The organism is Microbacterium sp. NPDC028030, assembly GCF_040637855.1.
GTDB lineage: Bacteria > Actinomycetota > Actinomycetes > Actinomycetales > Microbacteriaceae > Microbacterium.
This window is the reverse complement of sequence record NZ_JBEZXF010000005.1, coordinates 1-19142: the sequence shown is the minus strand read 5'-3', so window position 1 is coordinate 19142 and position 19142 is coordinate 1. Positions and strand designations below refer to the sequence as shown.

At 69.3% G+C, this 19142-nt stretch carries 20 protein-coding genes and 1 tRNA gene; 13 read left to right on the top strand and 8 right to left on the bottom strand.

What is annotated here, in order from left to right; genetic code table 11:
- Nucleotides 1-2: 2 nt before the first annotated feature.
- Nucleotides 3-341: a metalloregulator ArsR/SmtB family transcription factor gene (locus AB0E56_RS18915; protein WP_359801575.1), complete on the bottom strand. Its 339-nt coding sequence runs from the start codon at nucleotides 339-341 to the stop codon at nucleotides 3-5.
- Between the two features lie 114 nt (nucleotides 342-455).
- Here AB0E56_RS18915 and AB0E56_RS18910 point away from each other — a divergent pair, with 114 nt between their 5' ends.
- The 4 genes from AB0E56_RS18910 (at nucleotide 456) to AB0E56_RS18895 (ending at nucleotide 5011) form a co-directional block, all read left to right on the top strand.
- Nucleotides 456-2192 (top strand): Na+/H+ antiporter, encoded by a 1737-nt coding sequence (locus AB0E56_RS18910; protein ID WP_359801574.1) that lies wholly within the window; start codon nucleotides 456-458, stop codon nucleotides 2190-2192.
- A gap of 106 nt (nucleotides 2193-2298) precedes the next feature.
- Complete coding sequence (locus tag AB0E56_RS18905; protein ID WP_359801572.1) at nucleotides 2299-3210, top strand: MetQ/NlpA family ABC transporter substrate-binding protein; 912 nt, start codon at nucleotides 2299-2301, stop codon at nucleotides 3208-3210.
- 98 nt (nucleotides 3211-3308) lie between these two features.
- Nucleotides 3309-4352, top strand: a complete 1044-nt coding sequence (locus tag AB0E56_RS18900) for a methionine ABC transporter ATP-binding protein (protein WP_359801571.1) — start codon at nucleotides 3309-3311, stop codon at nucleotides 4350-4352.
- Nucleotides 4352-5011 (top strand): methionine ABC transporter permease, encoded by a 660-nt coding sequence (locus AB0E56_RS18895; protein ID WP_359801569.1) that lies wholly within the window; start codon nucleotides 4352-4354, stop codon nucleotides 5009-5011. Before AB0E56_RS18900 ends, AB0E56_RS18895 begins: the two co-directional genes overlap by 1 nt.
- Here the strand turns inward: AB0E56_RS18895 and AB0E56_RS18890 are convergent.
- Entirely contained in the window at nucleotides 4998-5945 is a 948-nt protein-coding gene (locus tag AB0E56_RS18890) for a pseudouridine synthase (RefSeq protein WP_359801567.1), read from the bottom strand. The genes AB0E56_RS18895 and AB0E56_RS18890 overlap by 14 nt on opposite strands.
- A gap of 102 nt (nucleotides 5946-6047) precedes the next feature.
- A complete protein-coding gene (locus AB0E56_RS18885) occupies nucleotides 6048-6797 on the bottom strand; it encodes an NAD(P)H-binding protein (RefSeq protein WP_359801566.1) in 750 nt (249 codons plus the stop codon).
- A gap of 62 nt (nucleotides 6798-6859) precedes the next feature.
- Here AB0E56_RS18885 and AB0E56_RS18880 point away from each other — a divergent pair, with 62 nt between their 5' ends.
- Nucleotides 6860-7336 carry an Rrf2 family transcriptional regulator gene (locus AB0E56_RS18880; protein WP_359801564.1) on the top strand — a complete coding sequence of 159 codons (477 nt, stop codon included), beginning with the start codon at nucleotides 6860-6862 and terminating at the stop codon, nucleotides 7334-7336.
- A 24-nt stretch (nucleotides 7337-7360) separates the two neighbouring features.
- On the opposite strand, the gene AB0E56_RS18875 is transcribed toward AB0E56_RS18880, so the two are convergent.
- Nucleotides 7361-7855: a MarR family transcriptional regulator gene (locus tag AB0E56_RS18875; protein ID WP_183150484.1), complete on the bottom strand. Its 495-nt coding sequence runs from the start codon at nucleotides 7853-7855 to the stop codon at nucleotides 7361-7363.
- Nucleotides 7856-7862: 7 nt separating this feature from the next.
- The gene (locus tag AB0E56_RS18870) at nucleotides 7863-8360 is read right to left on the bottom strand and encodes a GNAT family N-acetyltransferase (protein ID WP_359801561.1); all 498 of its coding nucleotides are present in this window, start codon (nucleotides 8358-8360) and stop codon (nucleotides 7863-7865) included.
- Between the two features lie 112 nt (nucleotides 8361-8472).
- Here AB0E56_RS18870 and AB0E56_RS18865 point away from each other — a divergent pair.
- From AB0E56_RS18865 to AB0E56_RS18835, 7 genes are all read left to right on the top strand, one after another.
- Nucleotides 8473-8544 (top strand) — tRNA-Gln (locus AB0E56_RS18865).
- 1 nt (nucleotide 8545) lies between these two features.
- Nucleotides 8546-9976, top strand: a complete 1431-nt coding sequence (gene glmU / locus AB0E56_RS18860; RefSeq protein ID WP_359801560.1) for a bifunctional UDP-N-acetylglucosamine diphosphorylase/glucosamine-1-phosphate N-acetyltransferase GlmU — start codon at nucleotides 8546-8548, stop codon at nucleotides 9974-9976.
- A 7-nt stretch (nucleotides 9977-9983) separates the two neighbouring features.
- Complete coding sequence (locus AB0E56_RS18855) at nucleotides 9984-11018, top strand: ribose-phosphate diphosphokinase (protein WP_359801559.1); 1035 nt, start codon at nucleotides 9984-9986, stop codon at nucleotides 11016-11018.
- A 93-nt stretch (nucleotides 11019-11111) separates the two neighbouring features.
- On the top strand, nucleotides 11112-11588 hold the full coding sequence (locus tag AB0E56_RS18850) for a hypothetical protein (RefSeq protein WP_359801557.1): 477 nt from the start codon (nucleotides 11112-11114) through the stop codon (nucleotides 11586-11588).
- Between the two features lie 13 nt (nucleotides 11589-11601).
- Complete coding sequence (locus AB0E56_RS18845; RefSeq protein ID WP_359801556.1) at nucleotides 11602-12480, top strand: FAD:protein FMN transferase; 879 nt, start codon at nucleotides 11602-11604, stop codon at nucleotides 12478-12480.
- Nucleotides 12481-12495: 15 nt separating this feature from the next.
- Entirely contained in the window at nucleotides 12496-14070 is a 1575-nt protein-coding gene (locus AB0E56_RS18840; protein WP_359801554.1) for a flavodoxin reductase, read from the top strand.
- A 347-nt stretch (nucleotides 14071-14417) separates the two neighbouring features.
- Nucleotides 14418-15251: a DUF559 domain-containing protein gene (locus tag AB0E56_RS18835; protein ID WP_359801552.1), complete on the top strand. Its 834-nt coding sequence runs from the start codon at nucleotides 14418-14420 to the stop codon at nucleotides 15249-15251.
- A gap of 142 nt (nucleotides 15252-15393) precedes the next feature.
- Here AB0E56_RS18835 and AB0E56_RS18830 read toward each other — a convergent pair whose 3' ends face one another.
- From AB0E56_RS18830 to AB0E56_RS18820, 3 genes are read right to left on the bottom strand one after another with little or no spacing between them, the layout of a single operon-like run.
- On the bottom strand, nucleotides 15394-16887 hold the full coding sequence (locus AB0E56_RS18830; protein WP_359801550.1) for an ATP-binding protein: 1494 nt from the start codon (nucleotides 16885-16887) through the stop codon (nucleotides 15394-15396).
- Between the two features lie 26 nt (nucleotides 16888-16913).
- Entirely contained in the window at nucleotides 16914-17642 is a 729-nt protein-coding gene (locus AB0E56_RS18825; protein ID WP_359801547.1) for a response regulator transcription factor, read from the bottom strand.
- A gap of 44 nt (nucleotides 17643-17686) precedes the next feature.
- Complete coding sequence (locus AB0E56_RS18820) at nucleotides 17687-18661, bottom strand: acetylxylan esterase (protein ID WP_359801545.1); 975 nt, start codon at nucleotides 18659-18661, stop codon at nucleotides 17687-17689.
- 109 nt (nucleotides 18662-18770) lie between these two features.
- Here AB0E56_RS18820 and AB0E56_RS18815 point away from each other — a divergent pair.
- Nucleotides 18771-19142, top strand: a 372-nt coding sequence (locus tag AB0E56_RS18815; protein WP_359801543.1) for a hypothetical protein, incomplete at its 3' end; no start/stop codon positions are given.

Genomic DNA, 19142 nt, shown 5'->3' with positions numbered 1-19142 from the left:
CGCTAGTCCTGCCTCTCGTTCTTGAGTTCCTGCACATATGCATCCAGTCGGTCGAAGCTCTCGCTCCAGAACCGCTCGAATCCGCCCGACCACTCGTGCACCGCTCGCAGGCCGCTGGCATCCAGGGCGTAGAGGCGCTGCTTGCCCGCTCGGCGGTCCCGGACCAGGCCCACTTCTCGGAGCACGCGAAGGTGCTTCGACGTGCCCGGCTGGGACATGCCCAAGTCCTCCGACAGCGCTGTCGCTGCTCGTTCGCCGTCGCGCAGCAGGGTCAGGATCTGCCGACGCCGAGGCTCGGCGATCGCATTGAACACATCCGAGGTCGTCGCTGCTCGTGCCATGACAGCAACATATACCCATATGGGAAAGTATGTCCAGCGGCACTCAGGGCGACTGGGCGGAAGAGATCGGCTGACGGAGGAATATCCTTCTCTCACCGCTGTTGGGAGGTAGGGATGGAAGGCCTCGAAGTAACAGTCCTGCTCGGACTCACGATTCTCGTCGGAACCCTGATCGCCCCGCGCGTGCGTCTCGCGCTGCCCCTCGTCCTGGTCATCTTCGGTCTGCTGCTGGGCTTCGTCCCGCAGCTGCGCGAGGTCCAGCTGCCGCCCGAGACGGTGCTGCTGCTGTTCCTCCCGGTGATGCTCTTCTGGGAGAGCCTGACCACATCGCTGCGGTCGATCCGCCGGGACTTCCGCTACATCCTCCCGATGAGCACGGTGCTCGTCGTCGCCTCGGCGTTCGCGGTCGCCGGCATCGGCGTGCTCTTCGGGATGCCGTGGGAGATCGCCCTCATCCTCGGCGCAGCCGTCGCGCCACCTGATGCCACTGCCGTCGCGGCGCTCGGACGACTGCTCCCGCGGCGCATGTTCATGAAGCTCAAGGCCGAGAGCCTCACCAACGACGGCACGGCCCTCGTGCTGTACGCCATCGCGGTGTCGCTCGCGCTCGGCGGCCAGATCACCCCGCTGTCGGTCACGCTCGATGTGCTGATCTCGTACGTCGGCGGTATCGCGGCGGGTGTGGTGATCGCGGGTCTCGGCTACCTGCTCCTGCGCCGCACGTCCTCGACGATCGTGATCAACGTCGCTCTGCTGCTGATCCCGTTCACCGCGTTCCTCGCCGCCGAGATGGTGCACGCCTCAGGGGTTCTCGCCGTCGTAGTGGCCGGGCTCATCGTCGCGTACGTGTCGCCTCGGGTCACGACGGCCTCGTCCCGACGGCAGGCCGATGCGGCGTGGCCGTTCGGCGTCTTCCTGCTCAATGGCGCGCTGTTCGTGCTGATCGGCCTCGAAGTCCAGTACGTCGCGCACGAGATCTCGGCCGCGGCGATCGGACGGCTCGTGCTCATCACGCTCGCCGTATGGGCGACGCTGCTGGTCGTGCGGTACGTGTTCCAGCTGCTGAACGTGATCTTCCAGCGGCAGTCCGGTCCGCGGCCTGCGCCCGGATCCCGCGCCCGTGCGAGGGCGGTCTCCACGATCGCGGGGATGCGCGGTGCGGTGTCCCTGGCGATCGCGCTGTCCGTGCCCGTCAGCGTCACGGAGGGCGGTGCCATCAACGGGCGCGATGAGATCGTGTTCGTCACCGCCGGCGTCATCCTCCTGAGCCTCCTGGTGCAGGGCCCCCTGCTGCCGGCCGCCGTGCGGTGGGCGAGGTTCCCCGTCGACCACGTGGAGGACGAGGAGTACGAACTCGCCGAGCGCGCGATCTCCGGAGCAGCCCTCGCCGCCCTCGACGACCTCGCCGCCGAGCATGGGATCGGCCAGGAGGTCCGCGACCGCGTGCGCTCGGAGGGGTATCAGATGCTGGAGTTCGCGAACGCGCGCACGCTCGCGCGGGAGCAGGCTCTGGTCGACGCGGAGGCCGAGGCGTTGGACGACATGCTCGGCGAGCCCGACCCGTACGGCATCGGCGGCGGAGGCACCCCGCAGGCCACGGACGACGACGCCACCGACGGCACGGTACTGCAGATCATCGCGACATCGACCGACGTCGATCTGGCCCAGCGCTCGCCGCTGATCCGGCACGAGGAGCACACGCGCCTCAAGCTCGCCCTCATCGACCGCAAGCGCGAAGTGCTGCTGGGACTGCGCGGCGCCGGGACGGTCGACGACATCGTCGTCCGGCGCATCTCCGCCCGACTCGACCTCGAGCAGGTACGCCTGCAGGGGATCGAGGAATACGACTGAAACTCGTCGGGGCGTCCCGGCTGTGACGCCGTGTGACAGACGATTCCGCGTGCGCGGCACGGCCTGTCTAACGTATTCGAGTCCCCCAAGAGAGGAACCCCTTCCCATGTCACGCCGCACCACCTCCATCATCGCCGCGCTCGCCGCGGTCCCACTCTTCGTCGCGCTCGCAGGCTGCGCCACGGGGGCCTCCGACACCGGCTCGGGGAGCGACGGATCGTCCGAGAACGAGGTCGTCAAGGTCGGCGTCGTCGGCAAGGGCGACGAGCAGTGGCCGGCCTTCGTCGAGGCAGCCGCCGACGAGGGCATCACGGTCGAACTGGTCGACTTCGGCTCCTACGAGCAGCCGAACCCGGCTCTCACCGAGGGTGAGATCGACCTCAACCAGTTCCAGCACATCGTGTACCTGGCCGAGTACAACAACGCCTCCGGTTCCGATCTCACCCCGATCGGATCGACCGCGATCTACCCGCTCGGGCTGTACTCGAAGAAGTACGACGACGTCGACAGCATCCCCGAGGGCGAGACCGTCGCCGTCCCGGATGACGCCTCCAACCAGGCTCGTGCGCTGAACGTGCTGCAGCAGGCAGGGCTCGTCGAGCTCAAGAGCGGCGGCACCCCGTACTCCGACCTCGCCGACGTCGACACCGACAAGTCCAAGGTCAAGGTCAAGGCGCTCGAGGCCGCGCTCATCCCGACGTCGCTGCCCGACGTCGCCGCAGCGATCATCAACAACGACTTCGTGCAGGACGCAGGACTCACGTTCGAAGACGCGATCGCGCAGGACGACCCCGAGGACCCCAGCGCGCTGCCGTACGTGAACATCTTCGCCGCCCGCGCGGAAGACGCCGACAATGAGACGTACCTCAAGCTCGTCGAGATCTTCCAGACGAACGAGGCCGTCCAGAAGGGCCTGCTCGAGTCGTCGGGCGGCACGGCCGTCGCGCTCCAGACGCCGGTCGAGGACCTGGTCGCATCGCTCGAGAAGGTCCAGGCGGACGCCGAAGACAGCAAGTAGCGGGCGAGGGGAACTCCACCCCCGTCCGATGAGGGAGAATCGGGTGGCGCGACACGCGTCACCCGATTCTTCGTTCCCGAAGCAGACCGGAGCAGCACATGCCGATCGTCACCCTGACGAACGTCTCCAAGACCTATCCCTCCCGCACGCGTGACGATGCCGAGATCGTCGCCGTGGATGACGTCACCCTCTCGATCGAGAAGGGCGACGTCTTCGGCATCATCGGGTACTCCGGTGCGGGCAAGTCAACGCTCGTGCGGCTGATCAACGCGCTCGAAGCCGCGACGAGCGGCACGATCACCGTCGACGGCGTCGACATCACCGCCCTCAAGGAGCGCGAACTGCGCCGGGTCCGCGGGGGCATCGGCATGATCTTCCAGCAGTTCAACCTGTTCTCGTCGCGGACGGTCAAGGCGAACATCGCGTACCCGCTCACCCTCGCCGGGTGGTCGAAGCCCGACATCGAGGCACGCGTGACGGAGCTGCTGTCGTTCGTCGGGCTCTCCGACAAGGCGAAGGCCTATCCGGAGCAGCTCTCCGGTGGGCAGAAGCAGCGCGTCGGCATCGCTCGCGCCCTCGCCACCAAGCCCGCCATCCTCCTCGCCGACGAGGCGACGAGCGCGCTCGACCCGCAGACGACGCACGAGGTGCTCGACCTGCTGGGACGCGTCAACCGGGAGCAGGGCGTGACGATCGTGGTGATCACGCACGAGATGGACGTCATCCAGACCATCGCGACCAGGGTGGCCGTGATGGAGAACGGTCGCGTGATCGAGAACGGCGAGGTGTTCGACGTGTTCTCCGCGCCGCAGAATCCCGCGTCCCAGCGGTTCGTCGGCACGGTCGTGAAGGGTGTGCCGTCGCCGTCGGAGCTCGCGGTGCTGCGGGAGCGGCATCGCGGTCGCCTCGTCACGTTCTCGTTCCGCGACGGCGACTCCTCCCAGGCCCAGGTGTTCCTCGATCTGGCCGCCGCCGGCCTCGACTTCGAGCTCGTGTTCGGCGGCATCAACGACATCCGCGGCCGGGCCTTCGGGCACCTGACGTTGGCCATCCGCGGCGACGCCGCCGCGATCGACCGCGCACTCGCGGGTATCGGCGAGCGAGTCGAAGTCACCGAGGTCGCCGGAGAGGAGGCGCGCTGATGGACCGTCTGAACGAACTGTGGCCCGAGCTGTGGGCGGCCGCCCTCGAGACGCTGTACATGACGACGTTCGCGCTCGTGCTCGGCGGCGTGCTGGGCCTCGCGATCGGCGTGATCCTCTACGTCACGCGACCCGGTGGGCTCGTCGAGAACAAGCCCGTCGCGTTCATCGCCAACCTGGGGGTCAACTTCTTCCGTCCGATCCCGTTCGTGCTGTTCGTGGCCGTCGCCCAGCCGTTCGCCCGGGCCGTTGTCGGCGTGGGCATCGGCACGACGGCCGGCGCGTTCATCATCGCCCTGGCTGCCGCGTTCGCGATCGGCCGCATCGTCGAGCAGCACCTGGTGTCGGTCTCGCCTGGTGTGATCGAGGCGGCGCGCGCGATGGGCGCAGGCCCGTGGCGCATCCTGTTCACGGTCGCGATCCCCGAGTCGCTCGGACCGTTGATCCTCGGCTACACGTTCATCGTGGTCGCGCTGATCGACATGACGGCGATGGCGGGTCTGATCGGCGGCGGCGGTCTCGGTGCGTTCGCGCAGATCTACGGATTCCGTCAGTTCGAGCCGGTCGTCATGTGGACGGCGATCGTGCTGATCGTGGTCTTCGTGCACCTCGTGCAGATGCTGGGGGCGCGGCTCGCGCGCAAGGTCATGCGTCGCTGACGGTGGCGTCGCCCGGCACGGGTGCACCCGGTGCCTCCTGCAGGGCGCGCCGCGTGGTGAACACCCGGTCCGCGCCGCTGAGCGGGTCGACGAAGTGCAGTTCTCTGGCGAGCAGCTGGAGCGGGCGGTCGAAGTCGTCCGGCAGGTCGTCGAGCAGCTCGGGGTAGAAGCGGTCGTTCAGGATGCCGATGCCGAGGGCGGCGAGGTGCACGCGCAGCTGGTGCATCTTCCCGCTGTGCGGTCGCAGCAGCGTATGCACCACACGGTCGTCCGAGTCGATCAGCTCGATGAGCGTCTCGGCGTTCGGCTCCTTGGCGTCGTCGACCTGCACGCGCACCTGACTGCGGGGCTTCTCGATGTGGTTCCGGTACACGACCGGGAACGAGGGGAGGGGCCCGTCGGGGAGGGCCGACACCGCCTCGTACACCTTCTGCACCCGGCGGTTCTCGAACAGGAGCTGGTATGCGCCGCGGGTCGCCGGGCGCGACGAGAACATCAGCAGCCCGGCCGTCGCCCTGTCGAGGCGGTGGATCGGTGCGAGGTCGGGGTTGTCGAGCAGATTTCGCAGGCGGATCAGCGCCGAGTTCTGCAGGAACTTGCCCCCGGGCGTCGTCGGCAGGAAGTGCGGCTTGTCGACCACCACGAGATGGTCGTCCTGGTGCAGGATCTCGAGCTCGAACGGGATGCGGGTCTCGACCGCGGGCTCGCGGTAGTACCAGACGAACTCCACGCTGCCCAGCGGGGCGTCGCGGGGAACGGCCGATCCGTCGGCGGTCACGATCTCGCCGCGGTCGAAGCGCTCGAGCAGTCGCTCCGGGTCGAGATGGAAGAAGCGCTCGACCATGTACGCGGCCACGGTCGGCCACCCGCCTCGCAACGGCACGTGCAGTCGTGTCGCTCCGACGCCGTCGCGCACGGGGAGGGGAGAGGGCATGCCCATCGGTCGGCCTCCGGGGGAACGGCGTCGCTGGTCGCGAACGGGATCCTTCCACCCTAAGCGACCGGCGATCGTCCTCTCGTCGACCGGCCCGCGCCGTCAGAGGGCTCCGGCGGCGAGCCAGTCGTCGAAAGAGGTCGGCGCGAGGCGCGCACCGGCGGCCGGGAGCAGCACCTCGCCGGCGAACTCGACTCCCAGTGCGGCGCCGCGCCAGGCGGCGCGCAGCGGCAGGTCCTGTCCGCGGACGGCGAGCGTGCGTCGCGCCATGTCGACCGCGTCTTCGGTGCGGGGACCGGCGACGTCGAACGATCCCGACACCGGTCCGGCCGTGGCCGCATCGACCAGTGCCGCCGCGACGTCCGCCGGGGCGATCGGCTGCAGCAGCAGCGGCGGAACGATCGCCTCGCCGTCGACGACCGTCCACTCCGCGATCATGGCGGGGAAGTCGTGGAACTGCGTCGCTCGCACGATCGTGTACGGCACCGCTCCGGCCGCGACCTCGCGCTCCTGTGCCCGTTTGCCGTAGTAATGTGCGTTGCCGGCGACGTCATCGAGTGCAGCGATCGACAGGGCGACGTGATGACCGACGCCCGCCTCCGCCTTGGCGATGAGGAGGTTGCGGGTGATCGTCGCGAAGGCGTGCTCGGCGTCGGCGATGTCGGAGACCGGGGGGTTGGTCGCGTCGATCACGGCGTCCACGTCCTGCAGCCGCTGGCGGAGACCGACACCTGTGAGCAGGTCGACACCTTCTCCTCGACTCAGCGAGACCGCCTCATGGCCTTCGCGATCCAGGTGCGCCACGACCAGGCGCCCGATCCTTCCCGTCCCACCAGCCACTGCGATGCGCATGCTCACTCCTTAATCATGGATATTGCATGTCCACAATAGAGCGGTGCGGATACGATGGGCAAGTGAAACTCCCCGAGACCTCCGAGTGGGTGCTGCACAGCGTCGCCGTGATCGCGCAGCTTCCTGCGGGTTCGACGGTCTCCGGAGCGCAGTTGGCCGAGCACTTCGGCGTCCCCGGACCCTATCTGTCCAAGCAGCTCGCGAAACTCGTCCGGGCGGGCATCCTCACCGGGAGCACGGGGCCCCGCGGCGGATTCCGACTCGCGCGCGAGCCCGAGCAGCTCAGCATCCTCGAACTCATCGGCGCGGTCGACGGCGCCGCCGACCCCTACGTCTGCCGCGAACTGCGACAGCAGGGACGGGGTGCGGCACGCCCGGAGGACTGCACCCGGCCGTGCGCGCTGGCCGCGGTCATGCGGCGTGCGCATGACGCCTGGCGCGAGTCGCTCTCGGGTGTCACCGTCGCCCAGATCGTCGCCGGTCTTCCTGCCGAAGTCCTGGAGAAGAACCGTCGTCTGCTCCTGCAGTCGGCTCGCTGAGACCGGCGCATCGGCTCGCTGAGATCAGGAGTCGAAGCTCAGGCTCAGCTTGCGCAGCAGCCCGGCCAGGCGGTCTCTGTCCGAGCGCGAGAGGGCCTGCAGCAGGTCGGCTTCGACGTCGACGAGGCGCGTGATCGCCGCGTCCACACGGATGCGTCCGTCATCGGTGAGGATCACCAGCACGCTGCGACCGTCCCCGGGATCGGCCTCGCGGCGCACGAAGCGTCGGCCCACGAGCCTGTCGATCCGGTTGGTCATCGTGCCGCTCGACACGAGCGTCTGCTGCAGCAGCTGCTTGGGGGAGAGCTGGAACGGTGCCCCCGCACGTCGTAGCGCCGAGAGCACGTCCCACTCCCAGTGCTCCAGGTCGCTACGGCGGAACACATCGCGGCGCGCGCGATCGAGGTGCCGCGAGAGCCGGTCCATCCGCGACAGCACCTCGAGGGGGGAGAAGTCGAGATCGGGGCGCTGCGTGTTCCACGCGCCGACGATCCGATCGACCTCATCCACCTCGCTCATCCGCCCATTATCGCGCGCGCGGGCGGGGTGCGCGGGATGCTGCGGCGAGCTCGAGCGTCATGAACGTGCTGTACGGGTCGGGGAGGTAGGTGCCGAACGGGCCGCACTCCCGGAATCCGGCCGCCGCGTACATCGCGCGGGCCGGCACGAAGAACTCCGCGCTTCCGGTCTCGAGGGAGACCCGCGAGATGCCACGAGCTTCCGCGTCGGCGAGGAGGAAGGCCAGCATCGACCGCCCGAGTCCTCGGCCGCGCAGCGCGGGGTCGGTGCGCATCGACTTGATCTCCTCGTGACCTTCAGCGACGGCCGCGAGGGCTCCGGTGGCGGCGGGGCGGCCGTCGACGAAGCCCGCGAACAGTCGCACGCCCGGCCTGAGCAGACGTTCGAACACCAGTGCATGACGACTCTCGGCGGGCGCCGTGTGCTCCAGCTCGGCATGATGGGCGACCAGGAACTCCGCCAGGGCAGGGGTCGCGCTCTCCACCTTCTCGATCACGATGCTCATGGGTGCCAGCATCCCAGATCCGTGTTTCCGGCCGGTGACGGATCGGGTGTCAGCAGAACCCGGGCCGGGACGTGGCAGACTTGACCCCGCGGTGCTCTCACGGGCGGCGCGGTCCGCCGTGGTGTAATGGCAGCACGACAGCCTTTGGAGCTGTGAGGTCTAGGTTCGAGTCCTGGCGGCGGAGCATGACTGGGAACAATCTCGCCATCGTCGTCCTCGCCGCAGGTCAGGGCACGCGCATGAAGTCGCGCCTGCCCAAGGTGCTGCATCCGATCGGTGGACGCCCGCTGGTCGGGCATGTTCTCACCACGGCTGCACGCCTGCAGGCGGCGCACATCGAGGTGGTCGTGCGTCACGAGCGCGACCAGGTCGTCGCCGCGCTCGCCGAGGACTACCCGGATGCCGTGTTCATCGACCAGGACGACGTGCCCGGGACCGGCCGTGCCGTGCAGGTCGCGATCGACGCCCTCCCCGACGACTTCGACGGCGATGTGCTGGTGCTCTCCGGAGACTGCCCGCTGGCCGATGTCGATACCCTGTCCGGATTCCTGGCCGAGCATCGCGCATCCGGCGCGCCGGCCACGCTGATGACGGCACTGGTGGACGACCCGACCGGCTACGGCCGCGTCGTGCGCGACGCCGACGGTGGGGTCGACCGCATCGTCGAGCAGAAGGACGCGAGCGCCGAAGAGGCCGCCGTCCGTGAGATCAACGCCGGGATGTACGTGTTCCGCGCTGCGACGCTTCGCACGTACCTGCCGCGCGTCGGCGTCGACAACGCGCAGGGGGAGATGTACCTCACCGACGTCCCCGGGCTGCTGCGCCGCGACGGCGACCGCGTCGCCGCCTCCGTCGTCTCCGACGTCTCGGTCACCTTCGGCGTCAACGACCGTGCGCAGCTCGCCGAGGTCGGCCGCCTGCTCAACCAGCGCATCGTGCGCCGCTGGCAGCTCGAGGGCGTCACGATCATCGACCCGGCGACGACCTGGATCGATGATGACGCGAAACTGTCGCCCGACGTCACGATCCTCCCGAACACGCAGATCCTGCGCGCCACGGTGATCGCCCCCGGTGCCGTCATCGGCCCCGACACGACACTGGTCGACTGCGAGGTCGGCGAGGACGCGATCGTCCGCCGCACGGATGCGACCCTCGCGGTGATCGGCGCGGAGGCCACGGTCGGCCCGTTCTCGTTCCTCCGACCGGGCACCGTCCTCGGCGCGAAGGGCAAGATCGGCGCCTACGTCGAGACCAAGAACGCCGAGATCGGCGAAGGCAGCAAGGTGCCGCACCTCTCCTACGTGGGCGACGCGACGATCGGCCGCGGTGTGAACCTCGGCGCGAGCACCATCACCGCCAACTACGACGACGTGAACAAGCACCGCACCGAGATCGGCGATGAGGTGCACACCGGCTCGCACACGGTGCTCGTGGCGCCCGTTAGGCTTGGTGCAGGCGCGAAGACCGGCGCCGGCGCGGTCGTCCGCAAGGATGTCCCGGCCGGAGCCCTGGCCATGACCGTCGCACCCCAGCGCAATGTCGAGGGCTGGGTCGAGAAGAACAGAGCAGGAACGGGTGCGGCGGACGCCGCTGCTCGGGAGAATTCGGCGGAATAGGCGGAGCATGGCCCGGAAGAAGAAGACGGTCGATCTGGATCGCGACAACGGGGTCGCCCCCGGCATCATCGCGAAGACCAAGAAGCGGCTCGTCGTCGCGGGCGGGCGCTCGCACCCCGAGCTGACCGCGGCCGTCGCCGAGGCACTCGGTACCGAGATCGCTCCGGTCGAGCACCGCACCTTCGCCTCCGGCGAGATCTACGCCCGCTTCGAGGTGTCGATCCGCGGCGTCGATCTCTTCCTCGTCCAGACCTTCGGCGAGCCGGTCAACGAGTGGCTCATGGAGACGCTCATCATGATCGATGCCGCCAAGCGCGCATCGGCCAAGCGCATCACCGTGGTCGCCCCGTACTATCCCTATTCGCGTCAGGACAAGAAGGGCCGCGGGCGCGAGCCGATCAGCGCTCGCCTGGTCGCCGACCTGCTCAAGACCGCCGGCGCCGATCGCGTCATGAGCGTGGATCTGCACGCTGCGCAGATCCAGGGGTTCTTCGACGGACCCGTCGACCACCTGTTCGCGAAGCCGGTCCTGCTCGACTACTTCGAGCGGACCCTCTCTCCGGCCGACCGCGAGATCCTCACCGTCGTGTCGCCCGACATGGGTCGCGTGCGCGTCGCCGACACCTGGTCCGACAGCCTCGGCGCGCCGCTCGCCATCATCCACAAGCGCCGTGACCCGAAGGTCGCCAACCAGGTCTCCGTGCACGAGATCGTGGGTGCTGTCGACGGCCGCACCTGTCTTCTCGTCGACGACATGATCGACACGGGCGGCACGATCGTCAAGGCGGCCCAGGCGCTCAAGGCGAACGGCGCCCACCGGGTGATCGTCGCGGCGACCCACGCGATCTTCAGCGACCCGGCGTCCGATCGTCTCCAGGACTCGTCGATCGACGAGGTCGTGATCACCGACACGATCCCGCTGACCGAATCGCGCCGGTGGGACAAGCTCACCATCCTCCCCATCGCCCCGTTGCTCGCGCGTGCGATCCACGAGGTGTTCGAAGACGGTTCGGTCACGAGCATGTTCGGCGGCGACGCGTAACTCATCGTCACGGCACAGCCCGCGCATAGCCGCGGTGCATACGGTCGAATGCATCGGCGAACGCGTCGACAGACACCGCACCGGGAGGCCAGCATGATCCGCACGACTGTACCGACCTCTGTCCGCAAGGGTTCCGCGCTGCTCGGGATCGCCGGGATGCTCGTGCTCGCCGGCTGCTCCGGCACAGCCGATACCGGAGACTCGTCGAACGACGGCGCGGGCACGTCGGACGCCCCCTCCTCCTCGGAATCCTCAGGCGGTGACTCCACCGCGACATACGCCGACGGCACCTACACGGCCGACGGCTCGTACCAGACTCCGGAGACGGTGGAGCAGATCTCCGTCACGCTGACCCTCGCCGACGGTGTGGTCACCGACGTCGAGGTCACGGGCGACCCGCAGGCCCCCGAGACCGAGCAGTACCAGGGCCAGTTCATCGACGGCATCGCCGCCGAGGTCGAGGGCGTCGCGCTCGACGATCTGAACGTCAGTCGCGTCGCGGGCTCGTCTCTCACGAGCGGCGGGTTCAACGACGCGGTCGAGTCGATCAAGGAGCAGGCGGCCGCATAGCCGCCTGACGCCCATGGCGAGCTGGCGCTTCGAGGCGATCGGGACGCACTGGGAGGTCGAGTCGACGGAGACGTTGACGGAGGCGGATCGCGGGGCCGTGAGCGCCGAGGTCGAGCGGTTCGACCGGGAGTGGTCCCGGTTCCGTCCCGACTCCGAGGTCACGCGTCTCGGCACCGCGGGAGGCGCCTTCGCATCCACCGATGCCGGGCCGATGCTCGACGCGTACCGCGCGCTTTCGGCGGCGACCGACGGCGCGGTCAATCCCCTCGTTGCGGACAGTCTCGCAGCGCTCGGCTACGACGCCGAGTACTCGCTCGTGCCGGGGGAGCCCGTGCGCTCTCCCGCGGACTGGGAGCAGCGGGTCTCGTGGACGCGCTCCGAGGTCGTGGCGGAGGCGCCGGCGTTCCTCGACGTCGGAGCGCTCGGCAAGGGTCGCCTCGTCGACCTGGTCCTGAGCGCTCTGTCGGGCGTGCCGGGAGATCTCGTGGTCGATGCGGGCGGCGACATCAGGGTGCGCGGTGCGGGGGTGCGGATCGGGCTCGAGCATCCATACGATCCGACGAAGGCGATCGGCGTGGTGGAGGTGCGTGACGGCGCGCTGTGCGCATCGGCTGTGAACCGGCGTGCGTGGGGGAGCGGGTTGCACCATGTGCTCGATGCGCGCACGGGAGCTCCGGTGCAAACCTGGGCCGCGACCTGGGCGCTCGCGCCCGACGCGATGACCGCCGATGCCGTCGCGACCGCGCTCTTCTTCCCCGGGGGCCCCGAGATCGCCGCGGACTGGGGCGTGCACTGGGTGCGCATGAGCACCGACGGTCGGGTGCAGCGCTCGCCTGGCTGCCCCGCCGAACTGTTCCTCACCGGAAAGACGCGCCCCTCGGCCCCGAACTAGGAAAGACTGGACGACGTGATCACCTCCTTCGCCGCCGCGCGCCAGCGGGTCCTCGCGGTACTGGGCTCGCTCTCGATGTACCGACTCGTGCTGTTCGCGCTCATCGTTCTGGCCGTGATCGCCCTCGTGCTGTCACTGCTCGGCGTCATCGTCTCGCCCACCCCGCTCGAACTCGTCGCCTCGTTCGGGGTGCTCGCGGTCGTCATCTCGGCTGTGGACGCCGGAGCACAGCGGATCCTGCGTCTTCCGTGGCGTATCGAATCATCGCTGGTCACCGCGCTCATCCTGCTGTTCGTCCTGCGCCCGGGGCTCGAACTCGGCGCCCTCCTCGGCCTCGCGCTCGCGGGAGCTGTGGCGAGCGTGTCGAAGTACCTGATCGCCTGGCGAGGTCGCCACATCTTCAACCCCGCCGCGTTCGGGGCCGCCGTCGTGTCCATCCTCGGGGCTTTCGGCGCCTTCGAGTGGCTCGGCACCTCCTCGTCGTGGTGGGTCGGCACTCCCGTGCTCACGATCCCCGTCGCCGTCCTCGGACTGGCGGTGCTGTGGCGCACCGAGAAGGTGCGCGTCGTGCTGCTGTTCCTCGTGGTCGCGATCGCGACCTCCGTGGTGCGGCAGGCGGTCCAGGCCACCCAGTTCGACATCGGTTTCGACCTGCTGACGGCCCTGCAGTTCGCCGTGCTCCAGTCGCCGTTCCTGTTCCTCGGGGCCTTCATGCTCTCCGAGCCGCTCACGCTCCCGCCGCGCCGCCGACAGCAGCTCGTGGTGGCGGTCGTGGTGGGGCTGCTCGCCGGATGGCCGATCGCCGTCGCCGGGCTGTTCACCCTGGGGCAGGAGCGGGCCCTCCTGATCGGCAACCTCGTCGCGTTCGCCTTCGCCCTGCGCGGGTCGGTGCGTCTCGTGCTCGAGCGCAGGGAGTTCGTGACTCCGACGGCGCAGGAGCTGACCTTCCGGGCCAAGGGGACCGTGCGGTTCCTCCCCGGTCAGTATCTCGAGCTCGACGTTCCGCATCACCGGCCCGATGCACGGGGGACCCGCCGCGAGTTCAGCATCGTGTCGGCGCCGGCCGATCTGCCGACCCTGCGCATCGCGTACAAGAACGGCGATCAGAAGCATCCATCGAGCTACAAGCGGGCGCTCGCTGCCGCGGAGCCGGGCGCGACCTTCGCCGTCACCGGCACCTGGGGCGACTTCATCCTGCCGCGGGGCGATCAGCCGGTGCTCATGGTCGCAGCGGGCATCGGCGTGACGCCTTTCGTGTCGCAGCTGCGGCAGTTGCAGGCGACGGGGCAGCATCGCGACGTGGTGCTCGTGTACGTCGCATCCGACGCCTCCGAGCTGGCGTTCCGGGACGAGCTCGCCGCGACCGGTGTGCGCACGGTGGTGTTCACCCGCGACGAACCCGCGGATCTTCCCGCGCACTGGTCCTGGGGGCAGGGAGCCCGCCTGGATGCGGAGACGCTCGAGCGTGCCGTGGCAGACATCACCGCGCGCCATGCGTTCATCTCCGGACCTCCGCGACTGATCGCCGACCTCGCGCCCGCAATGCAGAAGGCCCGCACCCTCACGACCGACGCTTTCGCCGGCTACTGACCCCCGCCGCGCCCGGGTCCCGTCCCGTCCCCGCCCGGTCCCGCCCGGCCCGCCCCCGCCGCGTCCGGCCCGCCCCGGCCCCCGCCCCGCCCGGCCCGCCCCCGCCCCTGCCCCGCGGCGCCCCCCGACCCCGCCCCGGCCCCGCCCCGGTCCCTGCCCCCCCCGGGTCACATGTCGGGAGTTCGGACACCTGTCGAGGGAATCGCCGCGATCCGGTCCGACATCCGTGCATTCGTCCGACAGGTGTGCGGGCGTCTCCTCCTGCACATCACGAGGGGCGGAGCGAATCGCCCCACAACACACGCTCAGGAGTCTGACGCGCGTCCGCGCCGATGCAGGATCGATGGATGCCCAGTGCCGCATCCATGACCGCCCGCCATGGCGGTGTCGTCAGGGGAACCCTGCTCCAGTCGTACGGAATCACTCGACGGATGTGCGCGGACGAGGTGCGCACCGGGGCGCTGCTCCGCGTTCGCGCCGGGGTTTTCGCGGTTCCCGACGCGGACCCGCTTCTCGTGGAGGCTGCTGCGCACGGGGGAGCGCTCACCTGCGCCCACGCCCTGCTCCTGCACGGTGTCTGGGTTCTGCGTCCCGAGGGGCCCGCGCACGTCTGGCTCGGGGGCAACGGGCGTCGACATCACGAGGGATGCGCCTGCGTGACCCACCATGACGCGGGGCGGGCAGGCGTCGGGCTCGCGCCGCTGGAGGAGGTGCTGATCCACGCCTACCGGTGCCTCGGCGACGAGACGTTCTTCGCGGGGCTGGAGTCCGCTCTGGCGCAGAGGAAGCTTCCCTCCGCGGCGCTGCGCCGGATCCGCAGGCGCCTGCCGTCCCGCGCTCACTGGCTCGTCGATCTGGCGCGATCGGACGCTGACAGCGGGCTGGAGTCGCTGCTCCGACTGCGCCTGCATCTGTGCGGCATCCGTCTGGAGTGCCAGGTGCACATCCCGACCGTGGGGAGGGTCGACTTCGTGCTCGACGGCCGCCTGATCCTCGAGGCCGACGGGAAGGGCAACCATGAGGGAGCCGCCCTTCGTCATCGCGATCTGGTGAGGGATGCGGCGGCATCGGCGCTCGGCTACGAGACGCTCCGTTTCGACTACGCGCAGATCGTCCATGCGTGGCCGACGGTCGAGGCGGCGGTCGTCGCAGCCGTCGCCCGTCTGCGCGAGCGCCACTGACGTGACGGACGCCCCGACCTCGCCGACCCCGCGCACACTTGTCGGGAGTGCGGACGGATGTCGGGAGGAATGGCCCTCCACGGTCCGACATCCGTGCACCCTCCCGACATCCGTACGGGAGGGACGGGAGGTGGGAGGGGCGTCAGGCGTCGGGGTCCGCGCGCTGCGCCGGGGTGATCGGGACGCGCACGGTGAAGGTCGTGTCGCCGGGCTCGCTCGTCACGGAGATGAACCCGTGGTGCCCCTCGACGATGGCCTTCGCGATCGCGAGTCCCAGTCCCGTGCCACCGGTCTGACGGGCCCGAGATGAGTCGCCCCGCGCGAAGCGGGCGAACAGCTCGTCACGGATGCCGGGGTCGATTCCGGGGCCGTCGTCGTGAACGCGCAGCACCGCCTCGTCGCCTTCCCGCCCGACGCTCAGGGTGATCGAGGTGCCGGCCGGCGTGTGCGTACGGGCGTTCGCGAGCAGATTCGTCACGACCTGGTGCATCCGGCCAGCGTCGCCGACGATCGTGACGGGTTCGTCGGGGACCTCGATGTTCCAGTGATGATCGGGGGCGGTCGGACGGGCGTCGGAGACGCTCTCGAGCGCCAGCTGCGTGAGGTCGACCGTGCCGTAGACGAGCTCCTGCCCCTCGTCGAGCCTGGCGAGGAGCAGAAGGTCCTCGACGAGGCGGGTCATCCGCAGCGACTGCGCCTGGATGCGCTCCAGCGACGACGTGGTGCCCTCGATGACCTCGGGCTTCTGCTCTTCGGCGCTCTGCTGCCGGAGGGCGCGCAGCGACAGCTCGGAGTAGCCGCGGATCGACGCGAGCGGCGTCCGCAGCTCGTGGCTCGCGTCGGCGACGAAGCGGCGCATCCGCTCCTCGTTCTTCTGCCGCGAGGCCAGCGAGGTGTTCACGTGATCGAGCAGCTTGTTTAATGCCGCACCCACGAGTCCGGTCTCGGTGCGGGGGTCGGCTTCAGAAGCCGGTACCCGCTCGGTGATGGTGACCTCTCCGCGGTCGAGCTGCTGATTCGCGACTCTGGTGGCCGTCACCGCCACTGCTCTGAGCGGACGCAGGCTCACCCTGATGGTGATCGCCGTGGTCAGAGCCAGCAGGATCAGGCCGCCGATCGTCGCGAGAGCGATCACGGTGAGCAGCTGCGCGAGCTGGTTCTGGATCTCGTCGCGGGGGAGACCCGTCACGACGGTCACGCCGTTCCCCGCCGGCACCGCCATCATCCGGTAGGAGCCGAGGTCGGACAGGGAGACCGTGGCGACGGATGCACCGTTGAGCGCGACCGCGATCTCGGCGATCTGCGTGCCGTCGAGGCTCGTGAGCGAACCGTTCAGCTCGTCCTCCGACGTGTTCGTCACGACGGCCCCGCTGAAGCCGGTGACCGGGCTCGAGACGACGAAGACCAGACCGACCGGAGGTGAATACGGGCCGGTGAGGATGTTCTGAGCGGTCGCGGAGGACGGCGCGAAGCCCTCGGTCAGCCGGGCGAGCTGGTGCGCGTAGGTGTTCAGCTTCTGGTCGAGCTGATCCTCCATCGTCTTCCCGAGCGTCGCACTGGTGATGATGGCGACGATGATGAGGATCAGCGAGACGAACCCGATCACGGCGGTCATCAGCCGTGTCTGGAGGCTCATCGGCCGTCTCATCATCGTCGCTGAGCTCACTGCGGGGCCTTGATCATGTAGCCGACGCCGCGCACGGTGTGCAGCAGCGGGGCGCGCCCTGCGTCGATCTTCTTGCGGAGGTACGAGATGTACAGTTCGACGACCGAGGACTTGCCGCCGAAGTCGTAGCTCCAGACGCGGTCGAGGATCTGCGCCTTCGACAGCACCCGGCGCTCGTTGCGCATGAGGTAGCGCAACAGCTCGAACTCGGTGGCGGTGAGCTCGATCTCGGTGCCGTCTCGCATCACCTCATGACTGTCCTCGTTGAGGGTCAGGTCGGCGACGCGGAGGATCGACTGCCCGTCGTCCGCGGTGGCGTGGCCGGTGCGGCGGATGATCGCTCGCAGGCGGGCGATGACCTCTTCCAGGCTGAAGGGCTTGGTCACGTAGTCGTCGCCGCCCGCCGTGAGCCCGGCGACGCGGTCTCCCACGGCGTCCTTCGCGGTGAGGAACAGCACCGGGACCAGGTTGCCCGATTCGCGGAGACGCTTGAGCACCGACATCCCGTCGAGGTCGGGCATCATGATGTCGAGCACGAGCGCGTCGGGTTCGAACTCGCGGGCGACCTGCAGCGCCTCCATCCCCGATGAGGCGGTGCGCACCTCCCACCCCTCCATGCGCAGAGCCATCGCGAGGAGGTCGGTGAGCATCTGCTCGTCGTCGACGGCGAGGATGCGCAAAGGGGAGCCGTCAGGGCGGCGCAGGTCGGGCAGGTCGCTGGTCATGCGTCTATTCTGCGGAATCTCCTATGTGATTTCTATGGAGATCGCTATGCGTTGTCTGAGAGCCGTTCATCCGGGAGAGCGAGGAAGTCGACGCTGTCCTGAAGCGCGAGCCGATCGGACAGTTCGCCGATCGGTCCTGCGAGGTGACCGCCGGCGCGCACCCCGAGTCGGCGAGGGCCGGACAGTGCGTGGTAGACGGCGAACTGCCCCCGGGGGTCGACTGCGGGGTCGAGCAGTGCGGCGCTCACGTGCACCGGGATGCGCAGGCGACGCGCCGCGGTCGCTGCGTCGAAGTAGTCGAGTACGGGGCGCACCTCGGGATGGTCGCGCAGGTGTCGGCGCACCGCCTCGCCACTGCCGGTGCAGCGTCGCGACAGCCGTACGTCGTGATTCCCGAAGCTCGGCACATCCAGCGCGGCCCTGCGGAAGCGATCATCCCAGGGCAGCGCCATCGCTCCGATCCCGCCGCCGAAGCTCCCTCCGCTGAAGTCCAGCGCTCCCGCCACCGCGGGCACCATGTCGAGCAGGACGGTGGCGGCACGCCAGATATCGGCGGCGCTGAAACGATGCGAGTAGGTGTCGCGGTGCGCGATGCCGGCCAGCACATGGTCGTCCGGCGGGGCGGGGAAGCGGCTGTCGGCGACCGCATGCGTGCCGGGTGCGACGGGGAAGATCGCCGCTGTGTCCGCGGGCACGCGGTCGAGGTCGGGGGCGGTGCGTCCGCCGTATCCGTGCCCGACCACGAGCCCCCGACGCGTCTCGGCGATCCGGTGCGGAACCATGGCGTACGCGGCGGCCCGCTCCTCGGCGGAGGAATGGAATCGGATCTCGGCGACACGGTGCGTCGGCGTCGGCGCGAGGTCCTGCGTGAACTCCCAGGAGACCGGACCGACACCGAACTCGAGGAACGTCTCGCGCCAGAAGTCGTCGAAGTCGTCGGGCTCGGGCGGTGGCGCGAGCGGCATCAGGAGAGTGCTCAGCAAGTACTCCGTCATCTCCTCGGGAGAATCCTCCGTCACCTCGTGCGTCCTTTCCCAGTGCTCTGTGCCGTCGACGTTACCGGTGGGGAAGCACAGGAGTCGTCGCGTGATGGATCATCCATTGACATGATCGCATACCGATTGCAGTATGTGGATCATGGATTCAATTGTTGGCAACGATGCCGAAGACAATCCCGCGCTGTGGAGTCGCCGGTCGGTGCTGCGGATGCTGGTGATCGCGGGCGTGCTTCCGCCGGTGCTCGGGTCGCAGACCGGTACCGCGGCGGCGGCGGCCACGCAGCTCACCACGACGGGCGGCGGCTACGCCGATGCGCTACGCCGGCTCGACAAGCCGAACCTCGTCTTCACCCAGATCGCGCAGCTCGTGGGCCAGAGCCACCGGATGACGTTCTTCCAGGCCAGCTGGGACGGCGGGGGCACCATCGTGGGGGGCCGCGGGGGGGGGGCCGCCGGCGGGGGGGTTGGCGGGCCCCCCCCCCCCCCGCGCGGACGCGGGGCC